Annotated in this window: 24 protein-coding genes; 7 read left to right on the forward strand and 17 right to left on the reverse strand. The window is 71.3% G+C overall.

Annotated elements, in window-relative coordinates; translation table 11 throughout:
• Positions 1-178, forward strand: a 178-nt coding sequence (locus CCN51_RS53445) for an aminotransferase class III-fold pyridoxal phosphate-dependent enzyme (RefSeq protein WP_143675877.1), incomplete at its 5' end; no start/stop codon positions are given.
• A gap of 145 nt (positions 179-323) precedes the next feature.
• On the opposite strand, the gene CCN51_RS23695 is transcribed toward CCN51_RS53445, so the two are convergent.
• Positions 324-1,076 (reverse strand): TetR/AcrR family transcriptional regulator, encoded by a 753-nt coding sequence (locus tag CCN51_RS23695; protein ID WP_014177324.1) that lies wholly within the window; start codon positions 1,074-1,076, stop codon positions 324-326.
• Positions 1,077-1,170: 94 nt separating this feature from the next.
• Here CCN51_RS23695 and CCN51_RS23700 point away from each other — a divergent pair, with 94 nt between their 5' ends.
• Positions 1,171-2,616, forward strand: coding sequence for a DHA2 family efflux MFS transporter permease subunit (locus tag CCN51_RS23700; RefSeq protein ID WP_238545392.1), 1,446 nt, complete (start codon positions 1,171-1,173; stop codon positions 2,614-2,616).
• A 46-nt stretch (positions 2,617-2,662) separates the two neighbouring features.
• Here CCN51_RS23700 and CCN51_RS23705 read toward each other — a convergent pair whose 3' ends face one another.
• The 3 genes from CCN51_RS23705 to pdxR form a co-directional block, all read right to left on the reverse strand.
• A complete protein-coding gene (locus CCN51_RS23705; protein ID WP_014177326.1) occupies positions 2,663-3,853 on the reverse strand; it encodes a glutathionylspermidine synthase family protein in 1,191 nt (396 codons plus the stop codon).
• Positions 3,854-3,911: 58 nt separating this feature from the next.
• Positions 3,912-4,265 (reverse strand): hypothetical protein, encoded by a 354-nt coding sequence (locus CCN51_RS23710; RefSeq protein WP_014177327.1) that lies wholly within the window; start codon positions 4,263-4,265, stop codon positions 3,912-3,914.
• A gap of 96 nt (positions 4,266-4,361) precedes the next feature.
• Complete coding sequence (gene pdxR / locus CCN51_RS23715; RefSeq protein ID WP_014177328.1) at positions 4,362-5,867, reverse strand: MocR-like pyridoxine biosynthesis transcription factor PdxR; 1,506 nt, start codon at positions 5,865-5,867, stop codon at positions 4,362-4,364.
• Between the two features lie 47 nt (positions 5,868-5,914).
• Here pdxR and CCN51_RS23720 point away from each other — a divergent pair, with 47 nt between their 5' ends.
• From CCN51_RS23720 to CCN51_RS23730, 3 genes are all read left to right on the forward strand, one after another.
• Positions 5,915-6,406, forward strand: coding sequence for a carboxymuconolactone decarboxylase family protein (locus CCN51_RS23720; protein WP_014177329.1), 492 nt, complete (start codon positions 5,915-5,917; stop codon positions 6,404-6,406).
• A 26-nt stretch (positions 6,407-6,432) separates the two neighbouring features.
• Positions 6,433-7,299 carry an isocitrate lyase/PEP mutase family protein gene (locus tag CCN51_RS23725; protein ID WP_245881674.1) on the forward strand — a complete coding sequence of 289 codons (867 nt, stop codon included), beginning with the start codon at positions 6,433-6,435 and terminating at the stop codon, positions 7,297-7,299.
• Positions 7,300-7,498: 199 nt separating this feature from the next.
• A complete protein-coding gene (locus CCN51_RS23730) occupies positions 7,499-8,410 on the forward strand; it encodes a S1 family peptidase (protein WP_078610507.1) in 912 nt (303 codons plus the stop codon).
• A gap of 85 nt (positions 8,411-8,495) precedes the next feature.
• On the opposite strand, the gene CCN51_RS23735 is transcribed toward CCN51_RS23730, so the two are convergent.
• The 9 genes from CCN51_RS23735 to CCN51_RS23775 form a co-directional block, all read right to left on the reverse strand.
• Positions 8,496-9,518, reverse strand: a complete 1,023-nt coding sequence (locus CCN51_RS23735; protein WP_014177332.1) for an ABC transporter substrate-binding protein — start codon at positions 9,516-9,518, stop codon at positions 8,496-8,498.
• Between the two features lie 2 nt (positions 9,519-9,520).
• On the reverse strand, positions 9,521-11,569 hold the full coding sequence (locus CCN51_RS23740) for an ABC transporter permease (protein ID WP_014177333.1): 2,049 nt from the start codon (positions 11,567-11,569) through the stop codon (positions 9,521-9,523).
• Between the two features lie 127 nt (positions 11,570-11,696).
• On the reverse strand, positions 11,697-12,800 hold the full coding sequence (locus CCN51_RS23745; RefSeq protein ID WP_014177334.1) for a quaternary amine ABC transporter ATP-binding protein: 1,104 nt from the start codon (positions 12,798-12,800) through the stop codon (positions 11,697-11,699).
• Complete coding sequence (locus tag CCN51_RS23750; RefSeq protein WP_014177335.1) at positions 12,800-14,341, reverse strand: GMC family oxidoreductase; 1,542 nt, start codon at positions 14,339-14,341, stop codon at positions 12,800-12,802. The genes CCN51_RS23745 and CCN51_RS23750 overlap by 1 nt, the downstream gene beginning before the upstream one ends.
• Before the next feature lie 50 nt (positions 14,342-14,391).
• Positions 14,392-15,894: an aldehyde dehydrogenase family protein gene (locus CCN51_RS23755; protein WP_014177336.1), complete on the reverse strand. Its 1,503-nt coding sequence runs from the start codon at positions 15,892-15,894 to the stop codon at positions 14,392-14,394.
• Positions 15,895-16,132: 238 nt separating this feature from the next.
• A complete protein-coding gene (locus CCN51_RS23760) occupies positions 16,133-16,981 on the reverse strand; it encodes a hypothetical protein (RefSeq protein ID WP_014177337.1) in 849 nt (282 codons plus the stop codon).
• 65 nt (positions 16,982-17,046) lie between these two features.
• Positions 17,047-17,463 (reverse strand): hypothetical protein, encoded by a 417-nt coding sequence (locus tag CCN51_RS23765; RefSeq protein WP_014177338.1) that lies wholly within the window; start codon positions 17,461-17,463, stop codon positions 17,047-17,049.
• Positions 17,464-17,593: 130 nt separating this feature from the next.
• Positions 17,594-18,583, reverse strand: coding sequence for a malate dehydrogenase (locus CCN51_RS23770; RefSeq protein WP_014177339.1), 990 nt, complete (start codon positions 18,581-18,583; stop codon positions 17,594-17,596).
• 330 nt (positions 18,584-18,913) lie between these two features.
• On the reverse strand, positions 18,914-20,137 hold the full coding sequence (locus CCN51_RS23775) for a helix-turn-helix domain-containing protein (RefSeq protein WP_014177340.1): 1,224 nt from the start codon (positions 20,135-20,137) through the stop codon (positions 18,914-18,916).
• Positions 20,138-20,498: 361 nt separating this feature from the next.
• Between CCN51_RS23775 and CCN51_RS23780 the strand changes: the two genes are divergently transcribed.
• Both CCN51_RS23780 and CCN51_RS23785 read left to right on the forward strand, forming a co-directional pair.
• Positions 20,499-20,888 carry a hypothetical protein gene (locus tag CCN51_RS23780; protein ID WP_014177341.1) on the forward strand — a complete coding sequence of 130 codons (390 nt, stop codon included), beginning with the start codon at positions 20,499-20,501 and terminating at the stop codon, positions 20,886-20,888.
• Positions 20,889-21,025: 137 nt separating this feature from the next.
• Positions 21,026-23,044, forward strand: a complete 2,019-nt coding sequence (locus tag CCN51_RS23785) for a zinc ribbon domain-containing protein (RefSeq protein WP_143675878.1) — start codon at positions 21,026-21,028, stop codon at positions 23,042-23,044.
• Positions 23,045-23,059: 15 nt separating this feature from the next.
• On the opposite strand, the gene CCN51_RS23790 is transcribed toward CCN51_RS23785, so the two are convergent.
• The 4 genes from CCN51_RS23790 to purN all read right to left on the reverse strand — a co-directional run.
• Complete coding sequence (locus tag CCN51_RS23790) at positions 23,060-23,692, reverse strand: DUF3017 domain-containing protein (protein WP_086860072.1); 633 nt, start codon at positions 23,690-23,692, stop codon at positions 23,060-23,062.
• Positions 23,682-24,602 (reverse strand): bifunctional methylenetetrahydrofolate dehydrogenase/methenyltetrahydrofolate cyclohydrolase, encoded by a 921-nt coding sequence (locus tag CCN51_RS23795; protein ID WP_014177344.1) that lies wholly within the window; start codon positions 24,600-24,602, stop codon positions 23,682-23,684. Before CCN51_RS23795 ends, CCN51_RS23790 begins: the two co-directional genes overlap by 11 nt.
• Before the next feature lie 146 nt (positions 24,603-24,748).
• Positions 24,749-26,311 carry a bifunctional phosphoribosylaminoimidazolecarboxamide formyltransferase/IMP cyclohydrolase gene (gene purH / locus CCN51_RS23800; RefSeq protein ID WP_014177345.1) on the reverse strand — a complete coding sequence of 521 codons (1,563 nt, stop codon included), beginning with the start codon at positions 26,309-26,311 and terminating at the stop codon, positions 24,749-24,751.
• On the reverse strand, positions 26,308-26,946 hold a 639-nt coding region (purN, locus tag CCN51_RS23805; protein WP_086860068.1), incomplete at its 5' end, for a phosphoribosylglycinamide formyltransferase. The genes purN and purH, both read right to left, overlap by 4 nt.

The raw sequence follows: 26,946 nt of genomic DNA on the forward strand, positions 1-26,946 counted from the left end.
GGTGGACATCGATCCCTCGCATGGCACCGGACGGCAGATCTCGGAGAAGCTGATGGACCGGGGCGTGCTGGTCAAGGACACCCACGGCTCCACGATCCGGATCGCGCCCCCGCTGGTGATCAGCAAGGAGGACCTGGACTGGGGCCTGGACCAGCTGCGGGCCGTCCTGGCCGGGTGAGCGCCCCCGCCTGACCGACTGACCAACTGACCGAGCTGGCGGGGCTGGCGGAGCTGGCGGGGCTGACGGAGTTGACGGAGGGCCGTTGAGCAGCGGCGGCCCTCCGGAGAATCACGCCTCTCGGAGAATCACGCCTCTCGGAGAATCACGCCTCTCGGGGAATCTCAGCCACCCCGAGGCCGTCGATCATCAGGCCGATGGTGAAGTCGAAGCGGTCGTGGACGGTTCCGGCCGTGAGCTCGGCGGCGTAGCGCTTGGTCTGCGGGAACGTATCGGGCAGTGCGGCGAATCGGCGCAGTAGTTCGTCGCGGCTGACGACCCAGTCGTCGTCACTGCGGCTGAGCCGCTTGTTCGCCAGGGAGACCTCGAGGCTGTAGGCGTTGACGTAGAGCGACAGTGAGTCGATCGCCCAGGCGGCGGTCTGCGGGGCGATGCCCCCGGCGAGCAGGATGGCGAGCATGCCCTCGCTGACGCGCAGCGTGTCCAGATTGGACGGAGCGGCGGCGAAGGCCGCCTGGGAGATACCCGGGTAGCGCAGATACTGGTCGCGCAGCTGGGTGCAGATGCCGACGATCTGCTGCCGCCAGATCGCGGGGTCCGGCTCGGGCAGGTCGATCTCGGCGCACAGACGGCCGAGGAGCAGTTCGTCCAGGTCCTCTTTGTTGACCACGTGGGCGTAGAGCGACGAGGGTCCCGTCTCCAGCGCGGTGGCCAGGCGCCGCATCGTCAGGGCTTCGTATCCCTCTTCTTCCACGATGCCGAACGCGGTGCTGATGATGGCATCGACCGTGATCGGCTTCTTGCGCCCGCCGGACGGTCCGCGCCGGGCCGCTGGTGCGCTCGAGCCGGTGCCGAGCTGGTGCCGCGCTGCGCGCCGTTCCTGCGGAGTCGGTGACATACGGGCAGTCTAGCGAACCGACGAACAGTGTTCCACATCACTAAGAACGCCGTTCGTGTTGCCTAGAACAGCGTTCTGTCGTAGAACGGTGTTCGTGTCTACTGACCAGCACATATCTCAAGCGCCCACCTCAAGCGCCCTGCCGCTGCGCACCGCATGGCTCGTCCTGGCCGTCGTGGTCCTGGCCGACATCATGGATCTGATCGACTCGAGCATCGCCAACCTCGCCGGCCCGTCCATCCGCGCCGACCTCGGCGGCGGCGAGGTGACGGTGCAGTGGGTGCTGAGCGCCTACACCGCGGCCTTCGCCCTCGGCCTGGTCACCTCAGGACGGCTCGGGGACCTGCTCGGGCGCCGACGGCTGTTCCTGCTCGGCATGACCGGCTTCACCCTGGCCTCGCTGGCCTGCGGTCTCGCCCCCGACGCGGTCTTCCTGATCGTCGCCCGCACACTGCAGGGCCTGTGCGGGTCGGTCATGATCCCGCAGGGGCTGGCCCTGGTGAAGGTCGTGTTCCCGCCCCAGCACCTGCGCAAGGCGCTGACCCCGGTCGGCCCGCTGATGGGCCTGACCATGGTGGCCGGGCCCATCCTGGCCGGCTGGCTGCTCCACCTGGACCTGTTCGGCAGCCAGTGGCGCTCCATCTTCCTGATCAACGTCCCGTTCGGCGTCATCGCCGCCGTACTCGGCCGGCGTGTGCTGCCCCGCCACGGCGGGGAGGACCCCGCCGCCCGCCTCGACCTCACCGGCGTCGGCCTGCTCACCGCGGCCTCGGCGCTGCTCATCATCCCGCTCATCCAGGGACGCGAACTCGGCTGGCCCGTCTGGACCTACGTCATGATGGCCGCCGCGGCCGTTCTGCTCGCGCTGTTCGTCGTCTCCCAACGGCACAGCGAGCACCCGGTCATCACACCGTCGCTGTTCCGCAAGCGCAGCTTCGTCGTCGGCCTGGTGATCGTGGCCGGGTTCTACGCATCACTCAGCGCGTTCGTCCTCGTCATCAACCTGCTGCTGCAGCAGGGCATGCACTGGACGCCGCTGCACACCGGTCTCACGCTGATCCCCTGGGCCCTCGGCACCGCCGTCGCCGTCCTGCTCGCGGGCGCCGTGCTCGCCGAGAAGCTGGGCCGCGCAAGCCTGCGTCTGGGGCTGTCCATCGCCGTCGTCGGCCTGCTGGCCCTGTGGTGGTCCATCGCCCACTGGGGCGCCGACATCACCGTCTGGAAGCTGGCGCCCGCGCTGCTGTTCACCGGCTTCGGCTCCGGGCTGGTGTTCGTCCCGCTGGTCGATTTCATCATCGGCGATGCCACCGCCGAAGAAGTCGGCACCGGCGCGGGCCTGCTCAACGCCGTCCAGCAGTTCGCCGGCGCCATCGGCGTCGCCGCCCTCGGCACGGTGTTCTTCGCCCGGGTCGGGCACCCGTCCGTCCATTCCTACTTCGCCGCCGCGGAACTGGTCTTCGGCATCGCCGCGGGCCTGAACTTCCTGACGCTGCTGCTGGTGGGCCTGCTGCCCACCCACGCCCAGCAGGCGCACGGCTGAACGTAAACCTTGAGCCCGCCCGCCAGCTGTGTCGCCCAACCGGCTGTCAGAGGATCACATGCGGCAGAAAGCGCGCGTATTCGTCGGTGATCAGCCCCGCCGACTCGCGGATGCCGAGCCCCGCCGACTCGCCCTCGACGACCCACGTGCCGAGCACCACCCGGTTGCCGTCGAAGTCGGGCAGCGGCGCCAGCTCCTGGTAGCAGCAGGCCTCGTCCCGTACGACGGGCTCCGCGCCCGCCCGGTGCACCGTGACGCCCGCGCCCTCCCGGCCCAGCAGCGGCTTGGCGACGTACCCGGTGGTGCGGGCCAGCTCGCGGGGGCCGTCGAGGTAGGCGGGCAGCAGGTTGGGGTGGCCGGGGAACAGCTCCCACAGGACGGCCAGCAGCGCCTTGTTGGACAGCAGCATCTTCCAGGCGGGCTCGATCCACAGGGTGGAGCCGGTGCCGCCGCCGTTGTCGAGCGTGTCCAGCGCATACGGGCCGAACCGGTCGGTGGCCAGCCACTCCCAGGGGTAGAGCTTGAAGCAGGCCCGGATGAAGCGGAACCGCTTGTCGACGAAGCGGCCGGAGAGACGGTCCCAGCCGATGTCCTCCATCGAGATCGCCTCGGTGCGCAGCCCGGCCTGCTCGGCGGTCTCGCGCAGATACGCGACCGTCATCAGGTCCTCGCCCAGCTCGTCCCCGGCCGAATGCGCGAAGTACAGCGGCGCGCCCGGCGGCAGCAGCTCCGACTGCCGCTTCCAGGCGTCGACCAGCCGCTCGTGCAGGGAGTTCCACTGGTCGGCGCCGGGGAAGCGGTCCTCCATCCAGAACCACTGGGCGCCGGCCGCCTCCACCAGTGAGGTGGGCGTATCGGCGTTGTACTCCAGCAGCTTGGCCGGGCCGCCCGGGCCCCCGTCGTAGCGCAGGTCGAACCGCCCGTAGACGCTGGGCTGTTCGGACCGGCGGCGCCAGGACTCGGCGACCAGGTCGGCCAGCCGCGGATCGTCGATGCCCAGGTCGGCGAAGCGGTCCGCCTCGACGATGTGCTCAGCCACGGCCAGGCACATCCGGTGCAGCTCCTCGACGACCTCTTCAAGCGCCTCGACCTCGGGGAGGGAGAACTCGTAGTAGGCGCTCTCGTCCCAGTACGGGCGCAGCGAGCCGTCGGGGTAGCGGGTCAGCGGATAGATAAGGCCCTGTTCCTCGACGGTGGACTGCCAGTCGGGGCGCGGGGTGGCGGTGTGGCGCTTCATGGTCTGGCCTTCATGGTCTGGCCTTCATGGTCTGGCCTTCACAGTCCGTGACGGCCGGTCAGCCGCCGCCGGAGCCGGAGCCGGAGCAGCCGAAGCCGCCGCGGTCCGCGGCCTTGCTCTTGTCGAAGGTGCCATAGTCGGCCCAGCCGCTGCTGACGTCGGAGTCGTAGTACCAGTCGCCGTCAACGGACTTCTTCTTGCCGCGGCTCTTCTTGCCCGCGGTGGACGAGGAGGAGGAGTTGCAGTTGCTGGAGTCGACGACGCGGTAGCCCTTGACCAGGTCGTAGCTGTTCCGGTCCACACAGCGCTTGTCGGGCTCGGAGCCGCAGGAGGTGAGCGCGGCCGCGAGCGCGCCCATGCTGCCCAGGATCACCGTGCTCGACCGCAGTTTGCGCCGCCCTGTCTGCTCCATGGTGTCTCCCCCCGTGGCCTGTCTTCCGGCTCCGCAGGCCGTGTCTTGATTGGCCGCCAGCCTAGAGGGGATGGTCGCACATATGAACGGCGGGGCTCATATGGGAAGCGCCCGGCACAGCGCCTCCAGCGCGCCCGAGAAGGCGTGGTCGGGCGGGGTCCCGTAGCCGACTACCAGGGCATCGCCCCGTACGTCCCCCCGCGCGTCGCCCCGTACGTCGCCCCGTACGTCGCCCCGCGCGTCCTCCCGTACGTCGTCATCGTCGTCCGCCGCGTACCGGTAGCGGGCCAGTCCGTCCATCGCCAGGCCCTGCCAGGCCGCGCCCTGCAGCACGGACCGCTCGGTCCCCGGCGGGATTTCGAGCACCGCGTGCAGCCCCGCCGCGATCCCCCGCACCCGCACCTGCGGGGCGTGCTCGGCCAGCGCCGCGACCAGTTGGTCACGCCGGCGGCGGTAGCGCAGCCGCATACCGCGCACATGGCGGTCGTACGCCCCGGACTCGAGGAACTCGGCGAGCGTCAGCTGGTCGAGACCGCCCGTCGGCCACTCCCCCGTCCCCTTGACCGCCAGCAGCTCGTCCAACAGGTGGCCGGGCACCACCATCCAGGCCAGCCGCAGCACGGGGGCCAGGCTCTTGCTCGAAGTGCCCAGGTAGAGCACGCGCTCGGGGTCGAGCCCCTGGAGCGCCCCGACCGGGTTGCGGTCGTAGCGGAACTCCCCGTCGTAGTCGTCCTCCACCACAAGACCGCCGGTGCGGGAGGCCCAGTCGACCACGGCGGCGCGGCGGTCGGGGTGCAGGGACACCCCGGTCGGGAACTGATGCGCCGGGGTGAGCAGTACGGTCCGCACGCCGGTCAGCCCGGCCGGCCCGGCCAGCTCGTCGGTGCGGGCGCCGCGCTCGTCGACCGGCAGCGGTACGGTGCGCAGCCCGGCGCGCCGGATGACGTTCCAGTGGATGTCCAGCCCGTACGACTCGACGGCCACCTCTCGCTCGCCCGCGGCCCGCAGCACCCTGCTGAGGACGGCCAGGCCCTGTTTGAACCCCGCGCAGATCACGATCCGCTCCGGGTCGGCCCGCACCCCCCGGGCGCGCGCCAGATAGTCGGCGAGGGCGCGGCGCAGCTCGGGGCGTCCGCTCGGGGCGCCGTACGCGAAGGCGTCGTGCGGCGCCGCGGTCAGGGCCCGCCGGGTGGCGGAGAGCCAGGCCGCGCGGGGGAAGGACGAGATATCGGGCGAGCCGGGCCGCAGGTCGTAGGTGGGGCGGCGGTGCGGTTCGGCGGTAGGCGGGGTGCGCGGGGGCATGGGTTCGGGCGGTACGACGCGCGCGGCGACGCGGGTTCCCGAGCCCTGCCGGGCGGTGAGCCAGCCCTCGGCGACCAGCTCGCCGTACGCGTCGGCGACGGTGTTACGGGCGATGCCGAGGTCGGCGGCGAGCGAGCGGGAGGAGGGCAGCCGGGTGCCGGGGGCGAGCCGGCCGCCGCGTACGGCGTCGCGCAGGGACCGGATGAGCGCGGCGCCCACCCCGGCCGCACCACCCTCCGGTAGATCCAGATGCAGATCGGCGCCGAGGCCGGCCGGGGAAGTGGCCCATGAATCCTCCATGGAAATGGACCATACTCCTGGGCTACTGACGTCCTAGCGTGGTAGCCATGACGACGACCGACAAGACACCCGAGACGCCTCAGAGCGCCCACGACCACGGCCCCCGTATGCGGCTGGCCAACCTGGCCCCCGAGTTCTACAAGGCGATGGTCGGCCTCGACGCGGCCGCCAGTAAGGGCCTCGACCCCACCCTCGTCGACCTCATCAAGATCCGCGCGTCGCAGATCAACCACTGCGCCTTCTGCGTCCATATGCACACCCGGGACGCGCGCAAGGTGGGCGAGACCGAAGAGCGCATCAACCTCCTCAGCGCCTGGGAGGAGGCGTCGGGCTTCTTCACCGAGAAGGAGCGGGCGGCGCTCGCGCTGACCGAGGCCGTCACCGTGCTGACCGACGGCTTCGTCCCGGACGAGGTGTACCAGCGGGCGGCGGCCCACTTCGAGGAGGCCGAACTGGCCCAGGTCATCGCCGCGATCATCGCCATCAACGCCTGGAACCGCATCGGAGTCAGCACCCGCATGGTGCCGGGCAAGGCATGACCGGCACGAGTATGACCGGCACGAGCATGACCGGCACGAGCATGACCGGCACGAGTATGACCGGCGCGAGCATGACCGGCGCGACGACTCTCCGCGCCCTGCACCACGGCCGGGCCCCCGGCGACCCGCTCGTCTTACCCAACCCCTGGGACGCGGCCACCGCCCGCGTCCTGGCCGCGGCGGGCTTCCCCGCGCTCGCCACGCCGAGCGCGGGGATCGCGGCCTCGCTGGGCTACCGGGACGGCGAGATTCCGGCCGACGAGATGTTCGCCGCGGTCGCCCGGATCGCCCGCGCCGTGGACGTGCCGGTGACGGCGGACATCGAGGGCGGTTACGGGCTCGCCCCCGCCGAAATCGTCGACCGGCTGCTGGAGGCCGGCGCCGTGGGATGCAACCTGGAGGACGGCGACCGGGCGGCGGACGCGCTCAAGGACGCGCGGCGGCAGGCGGACTGGCTCGCCGAGGTCCGCGCGGCGGCGGGCGACAGGCTGGTCATCAACGCCCGCGTCGATGTCTTCGTACGCGGCGCAGGCGCCAGGGGCCGCGGGGCGGGCGGCAGGGCGGAATCGACAGACCCGACAGACCCGACAGACCCGACAGACCCGACAGACCCGACGGACCCGGAGCGGCTGGCCGAGGAGGCCATCGACCGCGGGCGGCGTTACGTGGCCGCGGGCGCCGACTGCGTCTACCCGATCTTCGCGCCCCCGCGGCTGCTCCCCCGGCTCGCGGCCGGTATCGGCGCCCCGCTCAACGCGATGGCCAAGCCGGACGGCCCCTCCGTCCGCGAACTCGGCGAATCGGGTGCGACCCGCGTCACGTTCGGCCCGGGTCTCTTCCGCCGGGCGCTGGCGGCGGTGGAGGACATCGCTGAACAATTGCGCCCGACGTAATGCCACATTCCCGACAAGAGAACCCGACAAGAGAATACAGCTCTCCTGATTCATCACCGCAAAACTGACCAATAGCGCCAACCGGATCCCCCCGGCAATAAAGCGGCATATAAAGCCGCTGGACACGCCTTCGGGGCGGCGTTATCGTGCACTCGAAATTCCGCGAAAATCGGAACGCAAAACGGGGAGCAACAAAAGAATGAACAACCTTATAGGGGAGCGCGTGGCGGGCGAACACCGGGGCGCCGGAAGGCGGTTGGCGACCCGTGCACTGCTGGCCGCGGCGCTTTCCGTCGGCGCGCTGGCGGGCGCCGGAGCGGCGCAGGCCGACGAAAATCCGTCGACTCCGACCCCCAGGATTATCGGCGGCCATGACGCCACCGAAAACTACTCGTTCATCGTTTCCCTGCAGAAGGAAAGGAACGGGGACCCCGACGGTCACCGTTGCACCGGAGCGCTGATCCGCAAGGACTGGGTCGTGACCGCGGCGCACTGCGTCACCACGGCGGGCACCGGCTCGGACCCGTACACGGTCATGGACCCGGCGCTGTTCCACGTCCGGGTGGGCTCCAATGACCGCACCACCGGCGGCACCGTCGCGAAGATCAAGAAGATCGAGGTCGACCCCGCGTACCAGGCGCTCGACGAGCGCTCGGAGGGTTATGACGTGGCGCTCCTCCAGCTCGACACCGCGCTGACCAACAAGACGGTCCCGCTGGCGCCCGCGTCGACCAAGGAGGGCACCGCGGTCCGGCAGCTCGGCTGGGGCTACACCGCGACCGCCGACGTCGGCGACCCGACCAAGCTTCCGGTGAAGCTTCAGGAGCTCGACACCAAGGTGCTCAACCCGACCACGGAAAAGTGCCGGGTGGACTCCACGGGGGACGACTCGTGGGGCATCCGCGAGGGCGATGTGTGCACGGACAACCCACAGGACACCTACGGCCCGTGCGGCGGTGACTCCGGTTCGCCGCTGCTGAAGAAGGTCAACGGCCGCTGGCAGCTCGTCGGCGTGGACAGCCGCGGCGTCGGCGAGATCTGCGGGTCGACCCCGGACATCTACACCGACCTGCACTACCACCGCTCCTGGCTGAACAGCGTCATCGGCTGATCAGTCCGGCGAGGCTGACGAACGGTCTGAAACGCGGCACAGCCGCACGCCGATCCACCTCGGCGTGCGGCTGTGGCCATCTATCTCAGGGCAGCCACTTCTTCCAGACGTCCGGGTGCTCCTTGACCCACTTCTCCGCCGCGTCCTCCGCGGAGAGCCCGTCCGAGGCGATCAACTCCGCGACCTCGTTCTGGTCCTCCTCGGTCCAGTGGAACTTCTTCAGGAACGCCGCCGCCTTCCCGCCCTTCCTGGCGAAGTCCGCGTTGAGGTACTTCTGCAGCGGGGTGGTCGGATAGGCGCAGTCGAAGGACTCGGGGTCCTCGGCGCCCTTCGCGGCGCACGCGTCCGTGTACTTCGGCAGCTTCACCTCGACCATCGGCACCTGGTTGAACAGCCACTGCGGCGCGTACCAGTAGGTCAGGAACGGCTTCTTCTCCTTGGCGAACTGTTTGATCTGGGTGATCTGCGCCGCCTCCGAACCCGAGAAGACGACCTGGTAGTCCAGGTCCAGATTCTTCACCAGCGCCTTGTCGTTGGTGACATACGACGGCGAGCCGTCCAAGAGCTGGCCCTTGCCGCCGCTTTCGGCCGTACGGAACGTCTTGGCGTACTTGTCGAGGTTCCGCCAGTCGGTGACATCGGGGTGCGCGTCGGCGAAGTACTTGGGGACGAACCAGCCGATGTGGCCGGTGACACCGAGATCGCCGCCGGGCGCGATCGTCTTCTTGTCCTTGACGTAGCGCTGCTCCTGGTCCGGGTGGCCCCAGTCCTCCAGGATGGCGTCCACCCGCCCCTGGCTGAGCGCGTCCCAGGCGGGAACCTCGTCGACCTGGACGGTGTCGACGCGATAGCCCAGCTCGTGGTCGAGGAGGTATTCGGCGACGGCGACGTTGGACTGCGCGCCGACCCAGGACTGGACGGACAGGGTGACGCTCTTGGCGCCGCCGACGTTCGCGTACGGCGAGGACTGCTTGGTCATGTCCGCCGCGCCGCAGCCGGTCGCGGTGAGCAGGGCGGTGACCCCCGTGGCGGCCGTCAGCAGCCGAGTGCGGATACGACACCGGGTACGGGCAGTCGTCAGCGGCCGGGTGGTACGGGTGCGCGGCACGGTCAGGCTCCCTTCTTCGGGCGGCGCGCCGTCGGCTGCGTCACCCGGTCGAGCATCAGGCCCAGGCAGACGATTGCCGCGCCCGCCACCAGGCCGGTCGCCAGATCGCCCTGGGCCAGGCCGAACACCACGTCGTAGCCGAGCGCGCCGGAGCCGACCAGGCCGCCGATGATGACGACGGCCAGCACCAGCACCACGCCCTGGTTGACGGCGAGCAGCAGCGCCGGGCGGGCCAGCGGAAGCTGGACCTGGCGCAGTTGCTGGCCGCGCGTGGCGCCGAGCGAGCGGGCCGACTCCAGCGCGGCCGGGTCGACGTTGCGCAGGCCCTGGGTGGTGATGCGGATGACGGCGGGCAGGGCGTAGACGATGGCCGCGGCAGCCGCCGGGGCCCGTCCGACGCCGAACAGCGCGACCACCGGGATCAGGTAGACGAACTGCGGCATGGTCTGGCAGATGTCCAGCACCGGGCGGAGCAGCCGCTCCAGGCGGGGCGAGCGGGCCGCCGCGATACCGGTCGCGAAGCCGAGGACGAGCGTCACGGCGACGGCGGCCAGCACCTGCGACAGGGTGTCCATGGCCGGGTCCCACACGCCGAGCACGCCGATCGCGGCCAGGGCCAGAACGGCGGTCAGCGCGGTGCCCCAGGTGCCGATCAGCCAGGCCAGCGCCGCGACGATCAGCAGCAGCGACCACCACGGGAGGCCCTGCAGCGCGCCGCGCAGCGGGTCGAGGACATACGTGACGTAGCCGGACGCCCAGTCGGCGGTGCCGCCGACCACCGGCACACCGGAGTAGAGGTGGTCGACCATCCACTCCTTGGCGGTGTTGACGGGTTCGGCGATGGCCAGCGTCCAGCCGTCCGGCCAGCCGGCCGAGCCCGCGGCCCGCCCGGCCAGCGCCACGGCGGCGGTGCCCGCCGCGACGCCCGCCCAGGCGTACCAGCCGCGCAGCCACCGCGGGCCCGTGTCGCGGTCCATGCCCAGGCGCAGCCCCGCGGCGGCGGTGGTGCGGTCCAGTACGACGGCGAGCAGCACGATCGGGATGCCGGCGGCGAGCGCCTTGCCCACGTCGACGGCCGACAGCGCCTGGTAGACGCGGTCGCCGAGCCCGGCGCCACCGATGACGGAGGCGATGACGGCCATGGACAGCGCCATCATGATCGTCTGGTTGAGGCCGAGCAACAGCTCCCTACGGGCCAGCGGCAGCCGGGCCGACAGCAGCCGCTGCCGCCCGGTGGCGCCGAGCGAGGCCACGGCCTCCATCACCCCGGCGTCCGCGCCGCGCAGCCCCAGCGCGGTCAACCGGGCCATGGGCGGAGCCGCGTAGATGACGGTGGCCAGCACCGCACCCGGCACGCCGATGCCGAAGACCAGCACGACGGGCAGCAGATACGCGAAGGCGGGCAGCACCTGCATGGTGTCGAGCACCGGCCGCAGCGCCCGGTACGTACGCTCCGAGAGCCCGCCGGCCAGCCCGAGCAGCATCCCGATGGCCACCGATACGGCGACGGCGACGGCCATCAGCGCCAGGGTCTGCATGGTCGGCACCCACATCCCCAGCAGCCCGCACGCAGCGAACGACACGGCGGCCGTCACCGCGACCCGCACCCCGGCGACCCGCCAGGCCAGCAGCGTCGCGGCGGCGGTGACCCCGGCCCAGCCGAGGGCCAGCAGGGTGACGTAGACGGCTCGGACGGCGACGATGACCGCGTTGCTGATGTGGCCGAAGAAGTAGAGGAAGATCCAGTGGCTGTCGCGGTTGTCGATGATCCAGTCGCTCGTCCTGCCCAGCGGCTCCGACACATCGACGGTCAGCGCGCCCGGCCAGCTGCCGCTGTGCCAGCGGATGGCGGCGACGGGCACGAGGACGGCGGCGATCAGGGCGAGCAGGGCCAGCTTGCGGACGGCGGGGCGGCGGGCCGCGGCGCGCAGCGCGCCCGGGGGCGCGTCGGCGGACTTCAAGCCGCCGGAGCCGCCGGAGCCGTCGGAGCCGTCAGTGGTGGAGGTGGCGGAAGTGGCGGAGGCGGAGTGGCTGGTGGTCGCGGCGGTCATGCGCGCCCCCGTATGCCGGGGTGGCGGGTGGTCGCGGCCGTCATGCGCGCCCCCCGTATGCCGGGGTGGCGGGTGGTCGCGGCCGTCATGCGCGCCCCCCGTGTGCCGGGGTGACAGGTACCCAGGATCATGCCGGCGCCCCCTTCACCCGAAGCCCCGCCACCACCGCGAGCAGCCGCTGATGGTCGACCACCCCCAACAGCCGCGAGCCGTCCATGATCCGGGCCGGGCCGCCGGAGCGGGCGACGGCCTCGATGGCGGTGGCGATGGTCGCGTCGGGCGCGAGCGTGGGACCGCTGTCCCGCTCGCCGTCCTCGGCGGCGCGCAGCGCGTTGCGCACGGTCAGCACCTGCTCGCGCGGCACATCGCGGACGAAGTCCCGTACGTAGTCGTCGGCCGGTGAGCCGACGATCTCCTCGGGGGTGCCCAGCTGCACGATCCCGCCGTCGCGCATCAGCGCGATGCGGTCGCCGAGCCGCAGGGCCTCGCTCAGATCATGGGTGATGAAGACCATCGTGCGGCCCTCGTCGTGGTGCAGCCGGATCACCTCCTCCTGCATATCGCGGCGGATCAGCGGGTCGAGCGCGCTGAACGGCTCGTCGAAGAGCAGGACTTCGGGGTCGGCGGCCAGCGCGCGGGCCAGGCCGACGCGCTGCTGCTGACCGCCGGAGAGCTGACCGGGGCGGCGGCGCTCCAGACCGGTGAGCCCGACCTTGGCGACCATCTCGGTGGCCTTGGCGCGGCGTTCGGCCTTGCCCATGCCCTGGATCTCCAGGCCGTAGGCGACGTTGTCGAGCACGGTGCGGTGCGGCAGAAGACCGAAGTGCTGGAAGACCATGGCGGCCCGGTGCCGGCGCAGCTCGCGCAGCCGCGCCTTGTCCATGGCCAGCACGTCCTCACCGTCGATGTGAAGGGTGCCGGAGGTGGGCTCGATGAGCCGGGTCAGACAGCGTACGAGGGTGGACTTGCCGGAGCCGGACAGCCCCATGACGACGAAGACCTCGCCCTGCCGCACCTCGAACGACACATCGCGGACGGCCGCCGTGCACCCCGTACGGCGGCGCAGCTCCTCGGCGGGCAGATCGGCGACGGACGAGCCGGGGACGCGGTCGGCCCTGGGGCCGAAGACCTTCCACAGGCCGTGTACGGAGAACACCGGCGCCCCTGCCGCGCCGTCGGGCCCTGAGGCGGGGGGCTGCGATGCCTTGGCCCCGGTCTCGGTCGCGCTCATCACGCCTCACCTCCAGTAGTGAGCAGTTCCGCGCATTTCTCGCCGACCATCAGCACCCCGATCATCGGGTTGACGGCGGGCATGGTCGGGAAGACGGACGCGTCGGCGATCCGGATGCCCTTGAGCCCCCGGATCCGCAGGTCCGGGCCGACCACGGCCGACTCGTCGGAGACCGCGCCCATCCGGCAAGTGCCCGCCGGGTGGTAGACGGTGTGCGCGACCTTACGGGCGTACTCGCTGAGCTCCTCGTCCGAGGTGATCTCGGGCCCGGGGCACACCTCGCGCTTGAGCCAGCCAGCCAGCGGCTGGGTCTTCGCGATCTCGCGGGCGATGCGGATGCCGTCGACGAGGGTGCGGCCGTCGTAGTCCTCCTCGTCCGTGAAGTAGCGGAAGTCCAGGGCGGGCTTCACGGACGGGTCGGCGCTGGTGAGGTAGAGACGGCCGCGGCTGCGGGGCTTGGGGATGTTCGGGGTCATCGACACGCCGTGCTCGGGCTTTTCGTAGCCCAGCCGCTCGGGGTTGTCGGTGAACGGAATCTGGTAGAAGTGGAACATCAGATCCGGGCCCTGCGCACCGGGATCGCGCCGGACGAACAGACCCGCGTCCGAATCCATCGCCGAGTTCTCGGGGATCGGGCCGTCCGTCTCCCAGACGATCACCGACTCGGGGTGGTCGAGCAGATTCTCGCCGACGCCCGGCAGATCGTGCACGACGGGGATGCCGAGCGCTTCCAGATCACGCCGGGGCCCGATGCCGGAGTGCAGCAGCAGCCGCGGGGTGTCCACGGCGCCCGCGCAGACCAGCACCTCGCGCTCCGCCTCGACCAGCAGCTCCGCGCCGTCCTTGGTGCGGACCCGCACCCCCGTCGCCCGGCCGGACGCGTCGAGCTCCAGCCGGTACGCCCAGGTCTCCAGCATCAGCCGGAGGTTGGGCCGGTCGAGGAACGGGTGCAGATAGGCGACGGAGGCGGAGGACCGCTTGTTGTTCTCCGGGTGGTAGGCGAGGTCGAAGAAGCCGACGCCCTCGTGGAAGGGCTCCTTGTTGAACCCCTCGACGCGCGGCACGCCGAGCGCCGTCTGCGCGGCGTCGACGAAGTCGCGGGCGATCGCGTTCCGGTCCTTCTCGTCCACCGGCACAATGTTGTTGCGCAGCCGCGCGAAGTACGGGTCCATGGAGGCCGCGTCCCAGCCGTCCGCACCCGCCTTCGCCCACTCGTCCCAGTCGCCCGGCAGCGGCTTGAAGGAGATGAGGGTGTTGTGCGAGGAACAGCCGCCGAGCACCCGGGCCCGGCTGTGCCGGATATACGAATTGCCGCGGGGCTGCTCGGTGGTGGGGTAGTCGTAGTCCAGTTCGCCGCCGAGCAGACCGAGCCAGCGGCGCAGGGTCAGCACCTCGGGCCGGTCGATGTCGGACGGCCCGCCCTCGATGACGGCGACACGGATGTCCGGGTCCTCGGTGAGTCGGGAGGCGATCACCGACCCCGCGGTGCCACCGCCGATGACGACATAGTCGAAACGATCGATTGCGTCAGGTACGGACATGGGTTACTCCTCGCGGCCCCGGACCGAGGCCCGGGTGTGGGGCGTACGGCTCAGCCGGCGAACCAGCGGACCGGGGCGGGCCGCAGGTTCTCGTAAATGTGCTTGGTCTCGCGGTATTCGGCCAGACCCGAGGGGCCGAGCTCGCGTCCGATACCGGACTTCCCGAAGCCACCCCACTCGGCCTGCGGCAGGTAGGGGTGGTAGTCGTTGATCCATACGGTGCCGTGGCGCAGCCGCCCCGCGACGCGCCGCGCCCGCGCGGTGTCGCTGGACCAGACGGCGCCCGCGAGCCCGTACTCGGTGTCGTTGGCGAGCGCGATTGCCTCGTCCTCGGTGCGGAAGGACTCGACGGTGAGGATCGGCCCGAAGGTCTCCTCCCGCACCACCCGCATCTCGCGGTTGCACTGGTCGAGGATCGTCGGCAGATAGAAGTAGCCGGTCGCGGGGCGGACGTCGGACGGCTCGGGCTGCGCGCCGCCACAGCGCAGCAGCGCCCCCTCCTCCAGCGCGGCGGCGACATACGCCTCGACCTTGTCGAGCTGCCGCGCCGATACGAGCGGACCGCACTCCACACCGGGCTCGGTGCCGCGCCCGAGCTTGATCTTCTCGGCCCGGCGGGCGAGTTCGGCGACGAACCGCTCGCGTATGGACTCCTCGATGATCAGCCGGGCCCCGGCGGAGCAGACCTGGCCGCTGTGGATGAAGGCGGCGTTGAGGGCCTGGTCGACGGCGGTGTCAAAGCCCTCGGCGGTGTCGCAGGCGTCGGCGAAGACGACATTGGGGTTCTTGCCGCCGAGTTCGAGCGCGACCTTCTTCACGCCCGGCGCGGCCGCCTGCATCACCTTCGTACCGCTGACCAGGCCGCCGGTGAAGGACACCAGGTCCACATCGGGGTGCTCGGCCATCCGGGCGCCCACCGGGTCCCCGGTGCCGGTCACCAGATTGCCGACCCCGGCCGGGAGCCCGGCCTCGACCAGCAGCTCCATCAGATACATCGTCGACAGCGGGGTCAGTTCGCTGGGCTTGACAACAAAGGTGTTGCCCGCGGCGAGCGCCGGGGCGATCTTCCAGCTGGCCTGAAGCAGCGGATAGTTCCAGGGGGCGATGAGCGCACAGACGCCCACCGGCTCATGCACGACCACGCTGTGCACATCCTGGGTGCCCGCGTCGACCACGCGCCCGGCCGACTCGCCGACGACGATCTGGGCGAAGTAGCGGAAGGCGTTGGTGACGTCGTCGACGTCGACCCGCCCCTCTTCGAGCGTCTTACCGGTGTCACGGCTCTCGAGCAGCGCGATCTTCTCGCGGTCGCGCTGGAGCAGATCGGCGACGCGGCGCAGCAGCGCCGCCCGCTCGGCCACGGGCGTATGCGGCCAGGGGCCCGTGTCAAAGGCGCGGCGGGCGGCGGCGACGGCCGCGTCGGTGTCCTCGGCGCCGCCTTCGGATACGACCGCGAGGGTCTTGGCGTCGGCGGGGTCAAGGACCTCCCGCTGCGCGCCGGACGCGGCGGCGCGCCACACCCCGTCCACATGAATGGTCTCGGCTGCCGACACGTCTGCTCCGCCTTCCGGTGTTACTGGACTGGCGCCACCGACCGCGTCGGCAACGCGAAGCCCCTCCCCGAAAGGTGCGGACCTATGCGTGATTGTCATTCGAAAGTGGTCGGGCTCACTTGGTCACAAGCTGTACGCGTTCGCGCACAGATGCTCCGCAGATGATGGCTCGCATCGGCTCGCATCGGCTCGCATCGGCTCGGAACGGCTCTCGGAACGGCTCTCGGAACGGCAAGGATCAGCTCAGGCGGAAGGAATCGACGGCGGCCCGCTGTATCTCCTGCTGTCCGGCGCGGTCGTCGCCCGGGCCGATGACCAGCACGGCGTACATCGTGACGTCGGACGCGGCGAAGCGGTGGTCGAGGACCCGCCGGGGGCCGCCGTACTTCTTGCTGTCGTAGGTGTACTCCAGCTCCGCCGGGTCCATGGCCCCCTGCCCGGTCCGCTCCAGGGCGATCTGCTCATAGCCGCGCTGGCGGGAGGCTATTCGCTCGGCTTCCTGCGCCGACTCGTACGGCGTCCGCTCCGGGCCGTGCAGCTCGAAGATCTGCACCATGGTGGTCTGGTCGGACGAGGTGTAGAAGACGCTGGGCCCCTCGACGGTGCGCCGCCAGCCGTCCGGGACGGCGAGGGTGAAGCCCGCCGGGTCGTCCTCCGTGCGGAAACCGGCGGGCGGGGACGCGCCGGGTGAGGCCGAGGGAGACAGGGACGGGGATTGCGCCGGGGAGTCGGACGGGGACCCGGTCGGGGGCTCGTACGGGCCCTCCGACGGGGAGGCCGACGGTATGCCGGACGGGGTGCCGGACTCCTCGCCGGGGGCCGGAGAGGCGCCGTCGGGCGATGTGCCGTCCGTCTCCGACGGCCCGGGCACCGAGCTCTCACCGATCCCGGGGACGGGGCCCGCCCGATACCCGGACTTGCCATCGCTCCCGAACGCCACCCATCCGGCGAACGCGATCGCGGCGCACAGCACCACCACCACGGCGGCCACCCGCAGACCCCGCCGCACATCGCCGACGGGCGGTGGTGGTGGCGGCGCGCCGCCACCGTCCGCCCACTCCCTCTGTTCCGCGCCTCCGTCGCTCATCCCAGCCCCCCGATGAAAATGTTTCGACCCTTGCGCGCCGGCTTTCCCTCGCCCGCCGGCCTTGCTCAGCCGCCCAGCAGCACGCCGACCGCCTGTCCCAGAGCCACACCGGACGCCAGCATGCCGATACTCGCGCTCGCGTCCTGCAACACCGCCCGGAGCCGGGCGAGGCGTCCGGGAGCCGCCGCCCCGGTGCGCCGGATCTCGTCCTCGGTCTCGGACAGCTCGTCCGCCAGCGCGCTGACCTCGGGGCTCTCGACAAGCCGCTCAAGATCCGCGCCGAGCTGCCGTACGGCCTCCAGCAGCCGCTCGTACGCGGGGTCGCGCGCCACCGACGACTCCGCCCGCACATTCACGATGTAGTTGTGGTCACCGATGCCGACGGCGCCACCACGGACAGCGCCGATACGGATATCGCCGTATGCGCGCCCACCCGCCCCCGCGGGCTCTTCCTCGTTTTCCGCGTCCGCGTCCTTGGCCATGCTCTCCCCCCGAGCCAGGCAGTCAACTCCTCCCAAAATAGGGGAAGCTGAGCCACAGTCATAGAGCACAACAAAAGGGCCACCCTCCGGAGTGAATACCGGAAGATGGCCCTTCGGATACCTACGGCCGTCAGATCAGGCCGAGACCGCGCACGGCCTCGCGCTCCTCCTCGAGCTCCTTCACCGACGTGTCGATGCGGGCGCGCGAGAAGTCGTTGATCTCCAGGCCCTGGACGATCTCGAACTTGCCGTCCTTGGCGGTGACCGGGAAGGACGAGATAAGGCCCTCCGCCACACCGTACGAGCCGTCGGAGACCACACCGGCGGAGGTCCAGTCCCCGGCCGGGGTGCCGTTGACCCACGTGTACACGTGGTCGATGGCGGCGTTGGCGGCGGAGGCGGCCGACGAAGCGCCGCGCGCCTCGATGATCGCGGCGCCGCGCTTGGCGACGGTCGGGATGAACGTCTCGGCCAGCCACTGCTCGTCGTTGACGACCTCGGCGGCGTTCTTGCCCGCGACCTCGGCGTGGAAGACGTCCGGGTACTGGGTGGCCGAGTGGTTGCCCCAGATCGTGAGCTTGGCGATCTCCGCGACCGGGACGCCGGTCTTCTTCGAGAGCTGCGAGAGGGCGCGGTTGTGGTCCAGGCGGGTCATCGCGGTGAAGCGCTCGGCCGGTACGTCCGGCGCGGCGGCCTGGGCGATGAGCGCGTTGGTGTTCGCCGGGTTGCCGACGACCAGGACCTTGATGTCGTCCGCGGCGTGGTCGTTGATGGCCTTGCCCTGCGGCTTGAAGATGCCGCCGTTGGCCTCCAGCAGGTCGCCGCGCTCCATGCCCTTCGTCCGCGGCCGGGCGCCGACCAGGAGCGCCACGTTCGCGCCATTGAAGGCCACGTTCGGGTCGTCGGTGATGTCGATGCCCTGAAGCAGCGGGAAGGCGCAGTCGTCGAGCTCCATCGCGGTGCCCTCGGCGGCCTTCAGGCCCTGGGGGATCTCCAGGAGGTTCAGCTTGACCGGCACGTCCGCGCCGAGCAGCTGGCCGGAGGCGATGCGGAAGAGCAGCGCGTAGCCGATCTGGCCGGCCGCGCCGGTGACGGTGACATTGACGGGAGTGCGGGTCATGGCGGTCTCCTGCGCTGTGTTTTCTGTCGATCTCTTGGTGTCGAGATACCGGCGTCAGGCTATCCGACGGGGACACACGGGGCCCCAGGGGCCACTGTGTAACCGCTCACCGCCGACAGACAAGGCCCGGCAGCCATTCGGCGCCCGGCAGCATTCGGCGGCCGCCTGCCCGAGGAGGGGGCGGCCGCCTGCCCAAGGAGGGGGGAGTAGCAGGCGGCCGCCGCGGTGCCATGCCGCACCCGTGGGGGGTCGGCCTGCGCCTGCCCCGATTCGGCGAGGGCATTCCACCCGACCCGGATATTCCTTGAAGTTCCCCTCGGACGGCGGCCCTCACGGCGCGCTGGTGCGCCCCGCGGCCGTCGTGGTGCAGCCGCGCTGTCCGGTGGTGAGGGTGGCGCATGCCTTGGCGCGGGCGGTGGAGCCGACCGCGATCATCGGGGTGTAGGCGTCGCCGTCGGCGTTGACCTTGCCGTACTCGGTGCGCGCCGGGCCGACCGCGCCCTGGGCGGGCGCGGTCACCTGTAACCGGTCGCCGGGGGCGGCCTTGGTGATCCGGGCCCACGCCGCGCCGCACACCTTGCTGTAGCGCACCTCGGCATACGCGCTGCCCACGGTCACGCTCGCGGTCGTCCTGGCGTACGCGCCACCGCACCCCATGGCCTCGGGGTCCTCGCCGGTGCACTCCTGGCCGGTGCATTTCACTCCGCTGGGCAGGCGGGGGCCGCTGGTCGTGGTCCGCCCGGGCGTCGGGTCCTTGGCCCGTTCGTCGGCCTGGCCGCCCGGGTTGACCAGGAGGACCGCCGCCGCGCCCATGAGCAGCACCCCGACGGCCGTGGCGATGAACAGCGGGACGCGCCGGCGGCGCCTGTCCGGCGACGGAGGCGGGCCCGGCGGATCAGGCGGACCGGGCGGATCGGGAAGCAGGGCCGGTGCGACGGAGACGAGCGGCGGGTCCGCCACGGGCGGCACGGACGGCACGGCAGCCGCCCTGCGCACCGCCGTCCTGGGGGTATGGGACGGCGGCGCGCCGGGTGGCTCGTTGCGGGGCGGCTCGGGCCTCTGCGGCTCTGGCTCCGTACGGGGTGCCTCGGCCCAAGGCGTCTCGATACGGGGTGGCTCGTTGCGGGGCGGCTCGGTACGGGGCGGCTCGGTATCGGCCCACCCGGCTTCGGCTTCCTCCGGCGTACGGCCGTTCCTCGAGTGCGGCAGCGGGCCCGTCTCCCCCAGCGCGGCCCGCGCCTGCGCGACCCTGATCGCCTCCATCGTGACGTCGTGCCGTAACTCGGAACGGCTCCAGGCACGCTCCGCCAGCTCCCACAGGGTGCTCAGATGCTCGACGTCCGTGCCCGTCGCCTCGGCCAGCGCCACCACCGCGCCCTGGGGAGGCAGCAGACGGCCGTTGAGGTAGCGCTCCCACGACGTCTTGCTGTAGCCGGTGCGGTCGGCGACCGCGACGAGGCTCAGCTCGCTGTGCTCGACGAGCCTGCGCAGCTGCCTGACGAACTCCCGAACCTGCGGATCGAGCTCTTCCGGCAGCTCCCTCCAACGAGGCATTGCCTCCCCCTGTCCCCCCGTACCCGTGAACTTCCCGTGCCCTGCCCCCGTTTGGGCACCCTTGAGAGTCCCGGATCCGCTACCCAGGGAGATGCCCCGCCCAAGAATGACAGTTCCCCCAGCAGGGGCGCACCGGAGCATTCCGGACCTGGGCGCGCTCCCAATGCGCCCCTATAGGGCTGTTGCACACCCGAGACGTCGTACCGGAATGGTCACTTCCGGGCCACAGGCCCTCGACGTCCATTGATCCAGCAGGGCTTTTAACAGAACTCTTATCTCGACGGCCCGTCCTTCTTCGGGGGAGAGGACGGGCCGTCGCAGTGCACGGGCGCTGAGGATGCCTCCGTCCTGCCATCACATTGTGGATTTCGACCTCGTCACCCTCGACGGTCGGCTGATCCCCGTCGGCAGCCCCGACCAAGACCAGCTTGCGTGCACCTGGGATCCGGCCAGCGACCTTGGGACACTGTTCGAACTCGATGTACCGGACCAGAATTTCCCCTACAAGGAGCTCACTGCGCTCGGTGCCGCGATGGTGGACGGCCGGATCGTGATCGGCGACGGAGGTGACCACCAAGGCTTCGCCATGTGGGACCTGGAGACGAGCAAGGTATGGCTGAGCGCTCAGGAGGGCGGCACGGCCTCGGTAGTCAGGGCCGACTTCGGTGACCGCTCGAAATTGCTGGTGGGATTCGCGGGCGCGTGGGGCGTGGAGTTGTGGGACCTGTCCGTTGCCGAGCCGGGGGACTGACATGTCGCCACCCGCCGCGCATTGCATGCGCACCTGCGTACGAGACGTCGCGGGTGTTGGTGAGTGTGTGCGCAGTTCGTGTGTGCGTGCGAGGTGCTCTTTAGGTTGGTCTGGAGCTGTGGTGATGCCGAGGGGGGGTGACGGTTGTGCAGGCTGCCCGGACGGCGGGGAAGTTCCGGGGGAAGAACAAGTCCCCGAAGTGGACCAAGCCCGGCGACGGGATGGTGTCGGTGATGGTGCTGCCGCTCGCCGTCACCGACCCCGCCGACCTCGCCCGGCTGAACAAGCTGTTCGGCGCGATGTGGCACATCAAGCGGGCCGTCCAGCGCGACGCCCGCGCCAAGGTGGACGCCTACTGGGCCGCGTACCACGAGCGCGACCGCGACGGGGCGAGGGCGGTACGGCAGCGCCTCGGCCTCAGCCGTGAGGCGTTGGAGCGCTGCGCCTACCAGCACTTGGAGGGGGCGGGGCATCTCAAGCACCACGCCTCGAAGGCTCTGGCGATGCACATGGCCGATGAGGTGTGGAACGGCGTGCAGCGGCACCTGTTCGCCGACTCCACGGGCAAGCGCTTCGGCCGGCCGAAGACCGGCCGCTGGTACGACTTCACCCGCATCCCCGGCCGCGCCCGCTCCCACACCACCGCCAACAAGTGGGAGACCTTCCGCCTCGTCGGCACTCTCCACGGCCACGGCATGGCGTACGCCGACGGTGGGCAGCAGGAGGTGCAGCAGCCCCGGCGGATGCCGAAGCCGCCCCTCCCGGCCGGCACCGTGCCTGCGGGGAAGGTGACCGCCTCGGGCAAGCCGGGGGTGCGTAAGGCCACTTGGTGGGACCACACCGGCCCGCTCGCCGTCGTCTTCGCAGGCGGCCCCTACGGCATCGCCGGTGACCTCGTACTGCCCGTGCGTATCCCGCAGGGGCCTGGGCAGTGGGCGCGGGTGGAACACTTCCTCGCAGGCTCCGGCCGCTGGCACAAGGTGGACCTGGTCCGCCGCTGCAAGCCGGGTACGCCGGGCGGCTGGGCCTATGAGGCGCACCTGATGATCCTCGGCCCCGGCTACACCGCCCCGGCCGTAGAGCAGATGCGGCAGCAGGCCGCCGCCCTGGAACGGGTCGGCGGGGTGGACGGCAACGTCTCCAACCTCTCGATCGTCTCCTTCCCCACCAGCCTGAACCCCGCCGAGGGCGCCCCCGCGTCCACCGAGATCACCCTCACCACCGCTGAGCGGGCGCGGTTGGAGAAGGAAGCCAAGAAGCGGCGCGGCCGTGCCCGTGCGCTGGAACGCTCCCGCCGGGCCACGAACACCGCCCAGTATGGGCTGTCGAAGAAGCAGACCCGCCGCGCCGAGCGCAGGGCCGCCAAGGGCCTGCGAGAGAAGAGGGTCACGGTGCCGGGCGGTGCCCGCGCCGCACGCGCTGATGGTGTGCCAAAGCAGGCGTTCCGCCGCGATCGGCTGTCCGAGGGCTACCGGGAGCTGCGCGCCCGCCAGGCCGAAGCCTCCGCCAGTGCTGCCGAGCACCGCCGCCACTGCACCCGCCTGGTGGCCCGGGAGATCATCGCCGCCCACGGCGTGAACCTCGCGGTGGAGGACTGCGACATCCGCACCTGGTACCGGCTGTGGGGCAAGCGCCTCTCCCAGACCACCCCCGGCATGCTCATCGCCGCCTTGGACCAGGAGTGCCGTGCAGCGGGCGGCCAGCTCGTGCGGGCGTCCACCTGGTCCACGGCCCTTTCCCAGCACTGCCTGTGCGGCCAGCGGGTCAACAAGACGTTGCGCAACCGGGAACACAAGTGCGTCGCCTGCGGGCTGGTCGGCAAGCGTGACCTCGTGTCCGCCGCCCTGGCCGCGTTCGTCCGCCTCACCGACGTGGACGACCCCAAGACCGCGTACCTGGACACCGCGATGTCCCGGCACGCACAGATCACGTACGGACAAGGGCTGGAAGAGGCCCTGCGTGAGTCAACCACACCGAGCCCGAAACCGGTTCGCCGGCCGGGACGCGTGGCAGTCCCCCGACAGCGGGAGACCTCTGCTCACCGAACCGCCGCAAGGCGGCCCCGAGCAACCCCGGATGAGACACGCCCCGTGCGTGACCACGCCGGAAAGCCCGGACGCCGCCCCGGCTGCGACCCGCAGCTCACCCTCTGGTGAATTGCGGAACAAGTCTTAGCGGACGGTGAAGTGCACCACGTCCTCCAGGAACGGGACCTCCAGCCAGGGGTCGGGCTGGGCCATCAGGGACAGCAGCACGATCGCCGACCCCAGCACCCCGTACGTCAGCAGGTCGGTGAACCGGGAGCGCACCGCCAGCATCCCGACGTCCGGCAGCGCCCACCGCAGCAGCGCCCCCGTCAGCAGGGACAGCCCCACCAGGACCGTGCCCGCGCGGAACGCGTCCAGGGCCACCACCAGCAGCCCCACGACGACACCGGCCACCACCACCAGCAGCGGCCACTGGCGGGCGGGCGCCGGGGCGCCGCCGGGCGCGGCACGGCCGCCGCCCTCGGGGCGCGCGGTGTCCCGGGTGATCAAGGGGAAGCGGCGCGATCTGGCGGCCGGGCGCCCCGCCGCACCGTTGTGCGCCGCTGCTCCGTTCTGTGCCGCAGTCTCGTTGGGCGCCGCGGCTCCGTTCAGCCCTGCCGCCCCACTCGGCGCCGCCGCCTCGCTCGCCGGCGCAGCTCCGTTCGGCGGCGCAGCTCCGTTCGGCGGCGCGGCTCCGTTCGGCGGCGCGGCTCCGTTCGGCGGCGCGGGGCGCTGTCCGGCCGGCTCGGCGGCCGGCTCACCGGCCTCAGCCGGCATGCCCGGCACCGCTGCCGCCGTCGCTGTCACCCTCGCCCTTGCCCTCGCCGTCGGCGGCCTTGGCTGCGCGCTCCGCGGCCTCCACCACGTTGACCAGCAGCTGGGCGCGGGTCATCGGGCCGACGCCGCCCGGGTTCGGGGAGATCCAGCCCGCGACCTCGTTCACGTCGGGGTGCACATCACCGGCGATCTTGCCGTGCTCGTCCCGGCTGACGCCGACATCGAGCACCGCCGCCCCCGGCTTGACGTCCTCCGCCTTGATCAGGTGCTGCACCCCGGCCGCCGCCACGATGATGTCGGCCTGGCGCAGCAGCCCGGACAGATCGCGGGTGCCGGTGTGGCACAGCGTGACCGTGGCGTTCTCCGAGCGGCGGGTGAGCAGCAGCCCGATCGACCGGCCGACGGTGATACCGCGGCCGACGACCACCACATGGGCGCCGTTGATCTCCACGCCGTGGTGGCGCAGCAGCTGGATGATGCCGTACGGGGTGCACGGCAGCGGGCCGGTTTCGTTCAGCACCAGCCGGCCGAGGTTCATCGGGTGCAGCCCGTCGGCGTCCTTGGCCGGGTCGATCAGCTCCAGCACCCGGTTGGTGTCGATGCCCTTGGGGAGCGGCAGCTGCACGATGTAGCCCGTGCACTCCGGGTCCTCGTTGAGCTCCCGTACGGCAGCCTCGATCTCCTCCTGGGTGGCGGACTCGGGCAGGTCGCGCCGGATCGAGGCGATGCCGACCTCGGCGCAGTCGCGGTGCTTGCCCGCGACGTACCACTTGCTGCCCGGGTCCTCGCCGACCAGCACGGTTCCGAGGCCGGGGTGGATGCCCTTGGCCTTGAGCGCCTCCACTCGGCTGACGAGATCGGACTTGATCGAGGCTGCGGTTGCCTTGCCATCGAGAATCTGCGCGGTCATGGCTTCATCCTCCCGGATTCGGGGACGTCTGTTCCAATCAAGACGTGTGACGTGTGACGTGTGCCGCCTACGGGCCGCACGTGTGCCGCCTACGGGCCGAGGGCCGCACCCCACGCGTCGGGGGTGCGGCCCTCGCTCCGTACCACTCAGTGGAAGAAGTGGCGCGTGCCCGTGAAGTACATGGTCACGCCCGCCTTCTGGGCCGCCTCGACGGTCAGCTCGTCGCGGACCGAGCCGCCCGGCTGCACCACGGCCTTGACCCCGGCCTCCGCCAGCACCTCGAAGCCGTCCGGGAAGGGGAAGAAGGCGTCGGAGGCCGCGTACGAGCCGCCGGCCCGCTCCTCGCCCGCCCGCTGCACGGCGAGCCGCGCCGAGTCGACGCGGTTGACCTGGCCCATGCCGACGCCGACCGTCGCGCCGTCCTTCCCGAGCAGGATCGCGTTGGACTTCACGGCCCGGCAGGCGCGCCAGGCGAAGGCCAGCTCGGCCAGGCCGTCGGCGTCCAGCGGCTCACCGGTCGCCAGGGTCCAGTTGGCCGGGTCGTCGCCCTCGGCCTGGAGCCGGTCCTTGGCCTGCACCAGGTCGCCGCCCTCGATCGACCGGTACTCGCCGCCCGCCGCCGGGGCGTCGGGGCAGCGCAGCACGCGGATGTTCTTCTTTCGGGCCAGCACCTCGACGGCGCCGTCCTCGTACTCAGGGGCGACGATGACCTCGGTGAAGATCTCGGCGACCTGCTCGGCCATGGCGACCGTCACCGGGCGGTTGACGGCGATCACGCCGCCGAACGCCGAGAGCGGGTCACAGGCGTGCGCCTTGCGGTGGGCCTCGGCGACGTCCGCGCCGACCGCGATGCCGCAGGGGTTGGCGTGCTTGATGATCGCGACGCAGGGCGCATCGTGGTCGTACGCCGCACGCCGCGCGGCCTCGGTGTCGGTGTAGTTGTTGAAGGACATCTCCTTGCCGTGCAGCTGCTCGGCGTACGCGAGGCCCTTGCCGGAGCCGTTGGTGTAGAGCGCGGCGGGCTGGTGGGGGTTCTCGCCGTAGCGCAGCACCTGCTTGCGCTCGTAGGTGACGCCGATGAAGTCCGGCCAGGCGCCCTCGTCGGCGGCATAGCCCTCCGCGAACCAGTTGGCGACCGCAACGTCGTACGCCGCGGTGTGCTGGAACGCCTCGCTCGCCAGCCGCTTGCGCTGCTCCAGGTCGAAGCCGCCCTCGGCGGCGGCCTTCAGCACGTCCGCGTAGCGCTCGGGGTTGACGACCACGGCCACGGACGGGTGGTTCTTGGCGGCGGCGCGGACCATGGAGGGGCCGCCGATGTCGATCTGCTCGACGCACTCGTCGGGCGAGGCGCCCGAGGCGACGGTCTCCCGGAACGGGTAGAGGTTGACGACGACCAGCTCGAAGGGGTCGACGCCCAGCTCGGCGAGCTGTTCGCGGTGCGAGTCGAGCCGCTGGTCGGCGAGGATGCCCGCGTGGACACGCGGGTGCAGCGTCTTGACGCGGCCGTCCAGGCACTCGGGGAAGCCGGTCAGCTCCTCCACCTTGGTGACCGGAACGCCCGCGGCGGCGATCTTCGCCGCCGTCGAGCCGGTCGAGACGAGCTGGACCCCGGCCGCGTCCAGCCCCCGGGCCAGTTCCTCGAGCCCCGACTTGTCGTAGACGCTGACCAGCGCGCGGCGGATGGGCCGCTTCGTACCTTCGGCGGTCACGGGATCATTACCTTTCGTCCCTCAATGCGGTAGCCGTTGCGGGCCAGACGCCCCACGACCTCGACGAGCAGCGAGCGCTCGACTTCCTTGATCCGCTCATGCAGAGCGGACTCGTCGTCCTCGTCCCGGACCTCGACCACGCCCTGGGCGATGATCGGGCCGGTGTCGACTCCGTCGTCGACGAGATGGACGGTGCAGCCGGTCACCTTCACGCCGTACGCGAGCGCGTCGCGCACGCCGTGGGCGCCGGGAAAGCTGGGCAGCAGCGCGGGGTGGGTGTTGACGCACCGGCCGCCGAAGCGGGCCAGGAACTCCTGGCCCAGGATCTTCATGAAGCCCGCCGAGACCACGAGGTCCGGCTCGTACGCGGCCGTCGCCTCGGCCAGCGCCCGGTCCCATTCGGCGCGGGTGCCATGGTCCTTCACCCGGCAGACGAAGGTGGGGATCCCGGCGCGCTCGGCGCGCTCCAGACCCGCGATATCGGCGCGGTCGGCGCCGACGGCCACGACCTCCGCACCGAAGCCGGAGGCGCCCTCGGCGGCGATCGTGTCGAGGAGCGCCTGCAGATTCGTACCGGAACCGGAGACGAGGACGACGAGGCGGGCGGGGCGCTCGGGGCGGGCGGCGAGGGAGGG

It is taken from the genome of Streptomyces milbemycinicus, assembly GCF_002154605.1.
In the GTDB taxonomy this organism is placed as follows: Bacteria; Actinomycetota; Actinomycetes; order Streptomycetales; family Streptomycetaceae; genus Streptomyces; species Streptomyces milbemycinicus.

Bases quoted from the DNA above. Each gene is read 5' to 3' on its own strand.
- CCN51_RS23695 (WP_014177324.1), bottom strand. From the start codon at position 1,076: ATGTCACCGACTCCGCAGGAACGGCGCGCAGCGCGGCACCAGCTCGGC.
- CCN51_RS23705 (WP_014177326.1), bottom strand. From the start codon at position 3,853: ATGAAGCGCCACACCGCCACCCCGCGCCCCGACTGGCAGTCCACCGTC.
- CCN51_RS23710 (WP_014177327.1), bottom strand. From the start codon at position 4,265: ATGGAGCAGACAGGGCGGCGCAAACTGCGGTCGAGCACGGTGATCCTG.
- pdxR (WP_014177328.1), bottom strand. From the start codon at position 5,867: ATGGAGGATTCATGGGCCACTTCCCCGGCCGGCCTCGGCGCCGATCTG.
- CCN51_RS23720 (WP_014177329.1), top strand. From the start codon at position 5,915: ATGACGACGACCGACAAGACACCCGAGACGCCTCAGAGCGCCCACGAC.
- CCN51_RS23725 (WP_245881674.1), top strand. From the start codon at position 6,433: ATGACCGGCACGAGCATGACCGGCACGAGTATGACCGGCGCGAGCATG.
- CCN51_RS23730 (WP_078610507.1), top strand. From the start codon at position 7,499: ATGAACAACCTTATAGGGGAGCGCGTGGCGGGCGAACACCGGGGCGCC.
- CCN51_RS23740 (WP_014177333.1), bottom strand. From the start codon at position 11,569: ATGACCGCCGCGACCACCAGCCACTCCGCCTCCGCCACTTCCGCCACC.
- CCN51_RS23745 (WP_014177334.1), bottom strand. From the start codon at position 12,800: ATGAGCGCGACCGAGACCGGGGCCAAGGCATCGCAGCCCCCCGCCTCA.
- CCN51_RS23750 (WP_014177335.1), bottom strand. From the start codon at position 14,341: ATGTCCGTACCTGACGCAATCGATCGTTTCGACTATGTCGTCATCGGC.
- CCN51_RS23760 (WP_014177337.1), bottom strand. From the start codon at position 16,981: ATGAGCGACGGAGGCGCGGAACAGAGGGAGTGGGCGGACGGTGGCGGC.
- CCN51_RS23765 (WP_014177338.1), bottom strand. From the start codon at position 17,463: ATGGCCAAGGACGCGGACGCGGAAAACGAGGAAGAGCCCGCGGGGGCG.
- CCN51_RS23770 (WP_014177339.1), bottom strand. From the start codon at position 18,583: ATGACCCGCACTCCCGTCAATGTCACCGTCACCGGCGCGGCCGGCCAG.
- CCN51_RS23775 (WP_014177340.1), bottom strand. From the start codon at position 20,137: ATGCCTCGTTGGAGGGAGCTGCCGGAAGAGCTCGATCCGCAGGTTCGG.
- CCN51_RS23790 (WP_086860072.1), bottom strand. From the start codon at position 23,692: ATGCCGGCTGAGGCCGGTGAGCCGGCCGCCGAGCCGGCCGGACAGCGC.
- CCN51_RS23795 (WP_014177344.1), bottom strand. From the start codon at position 24,602: ATGACCGCGCAGATTCTCGATGGCAAGGCAACCGCAGCCTCGATCAAG.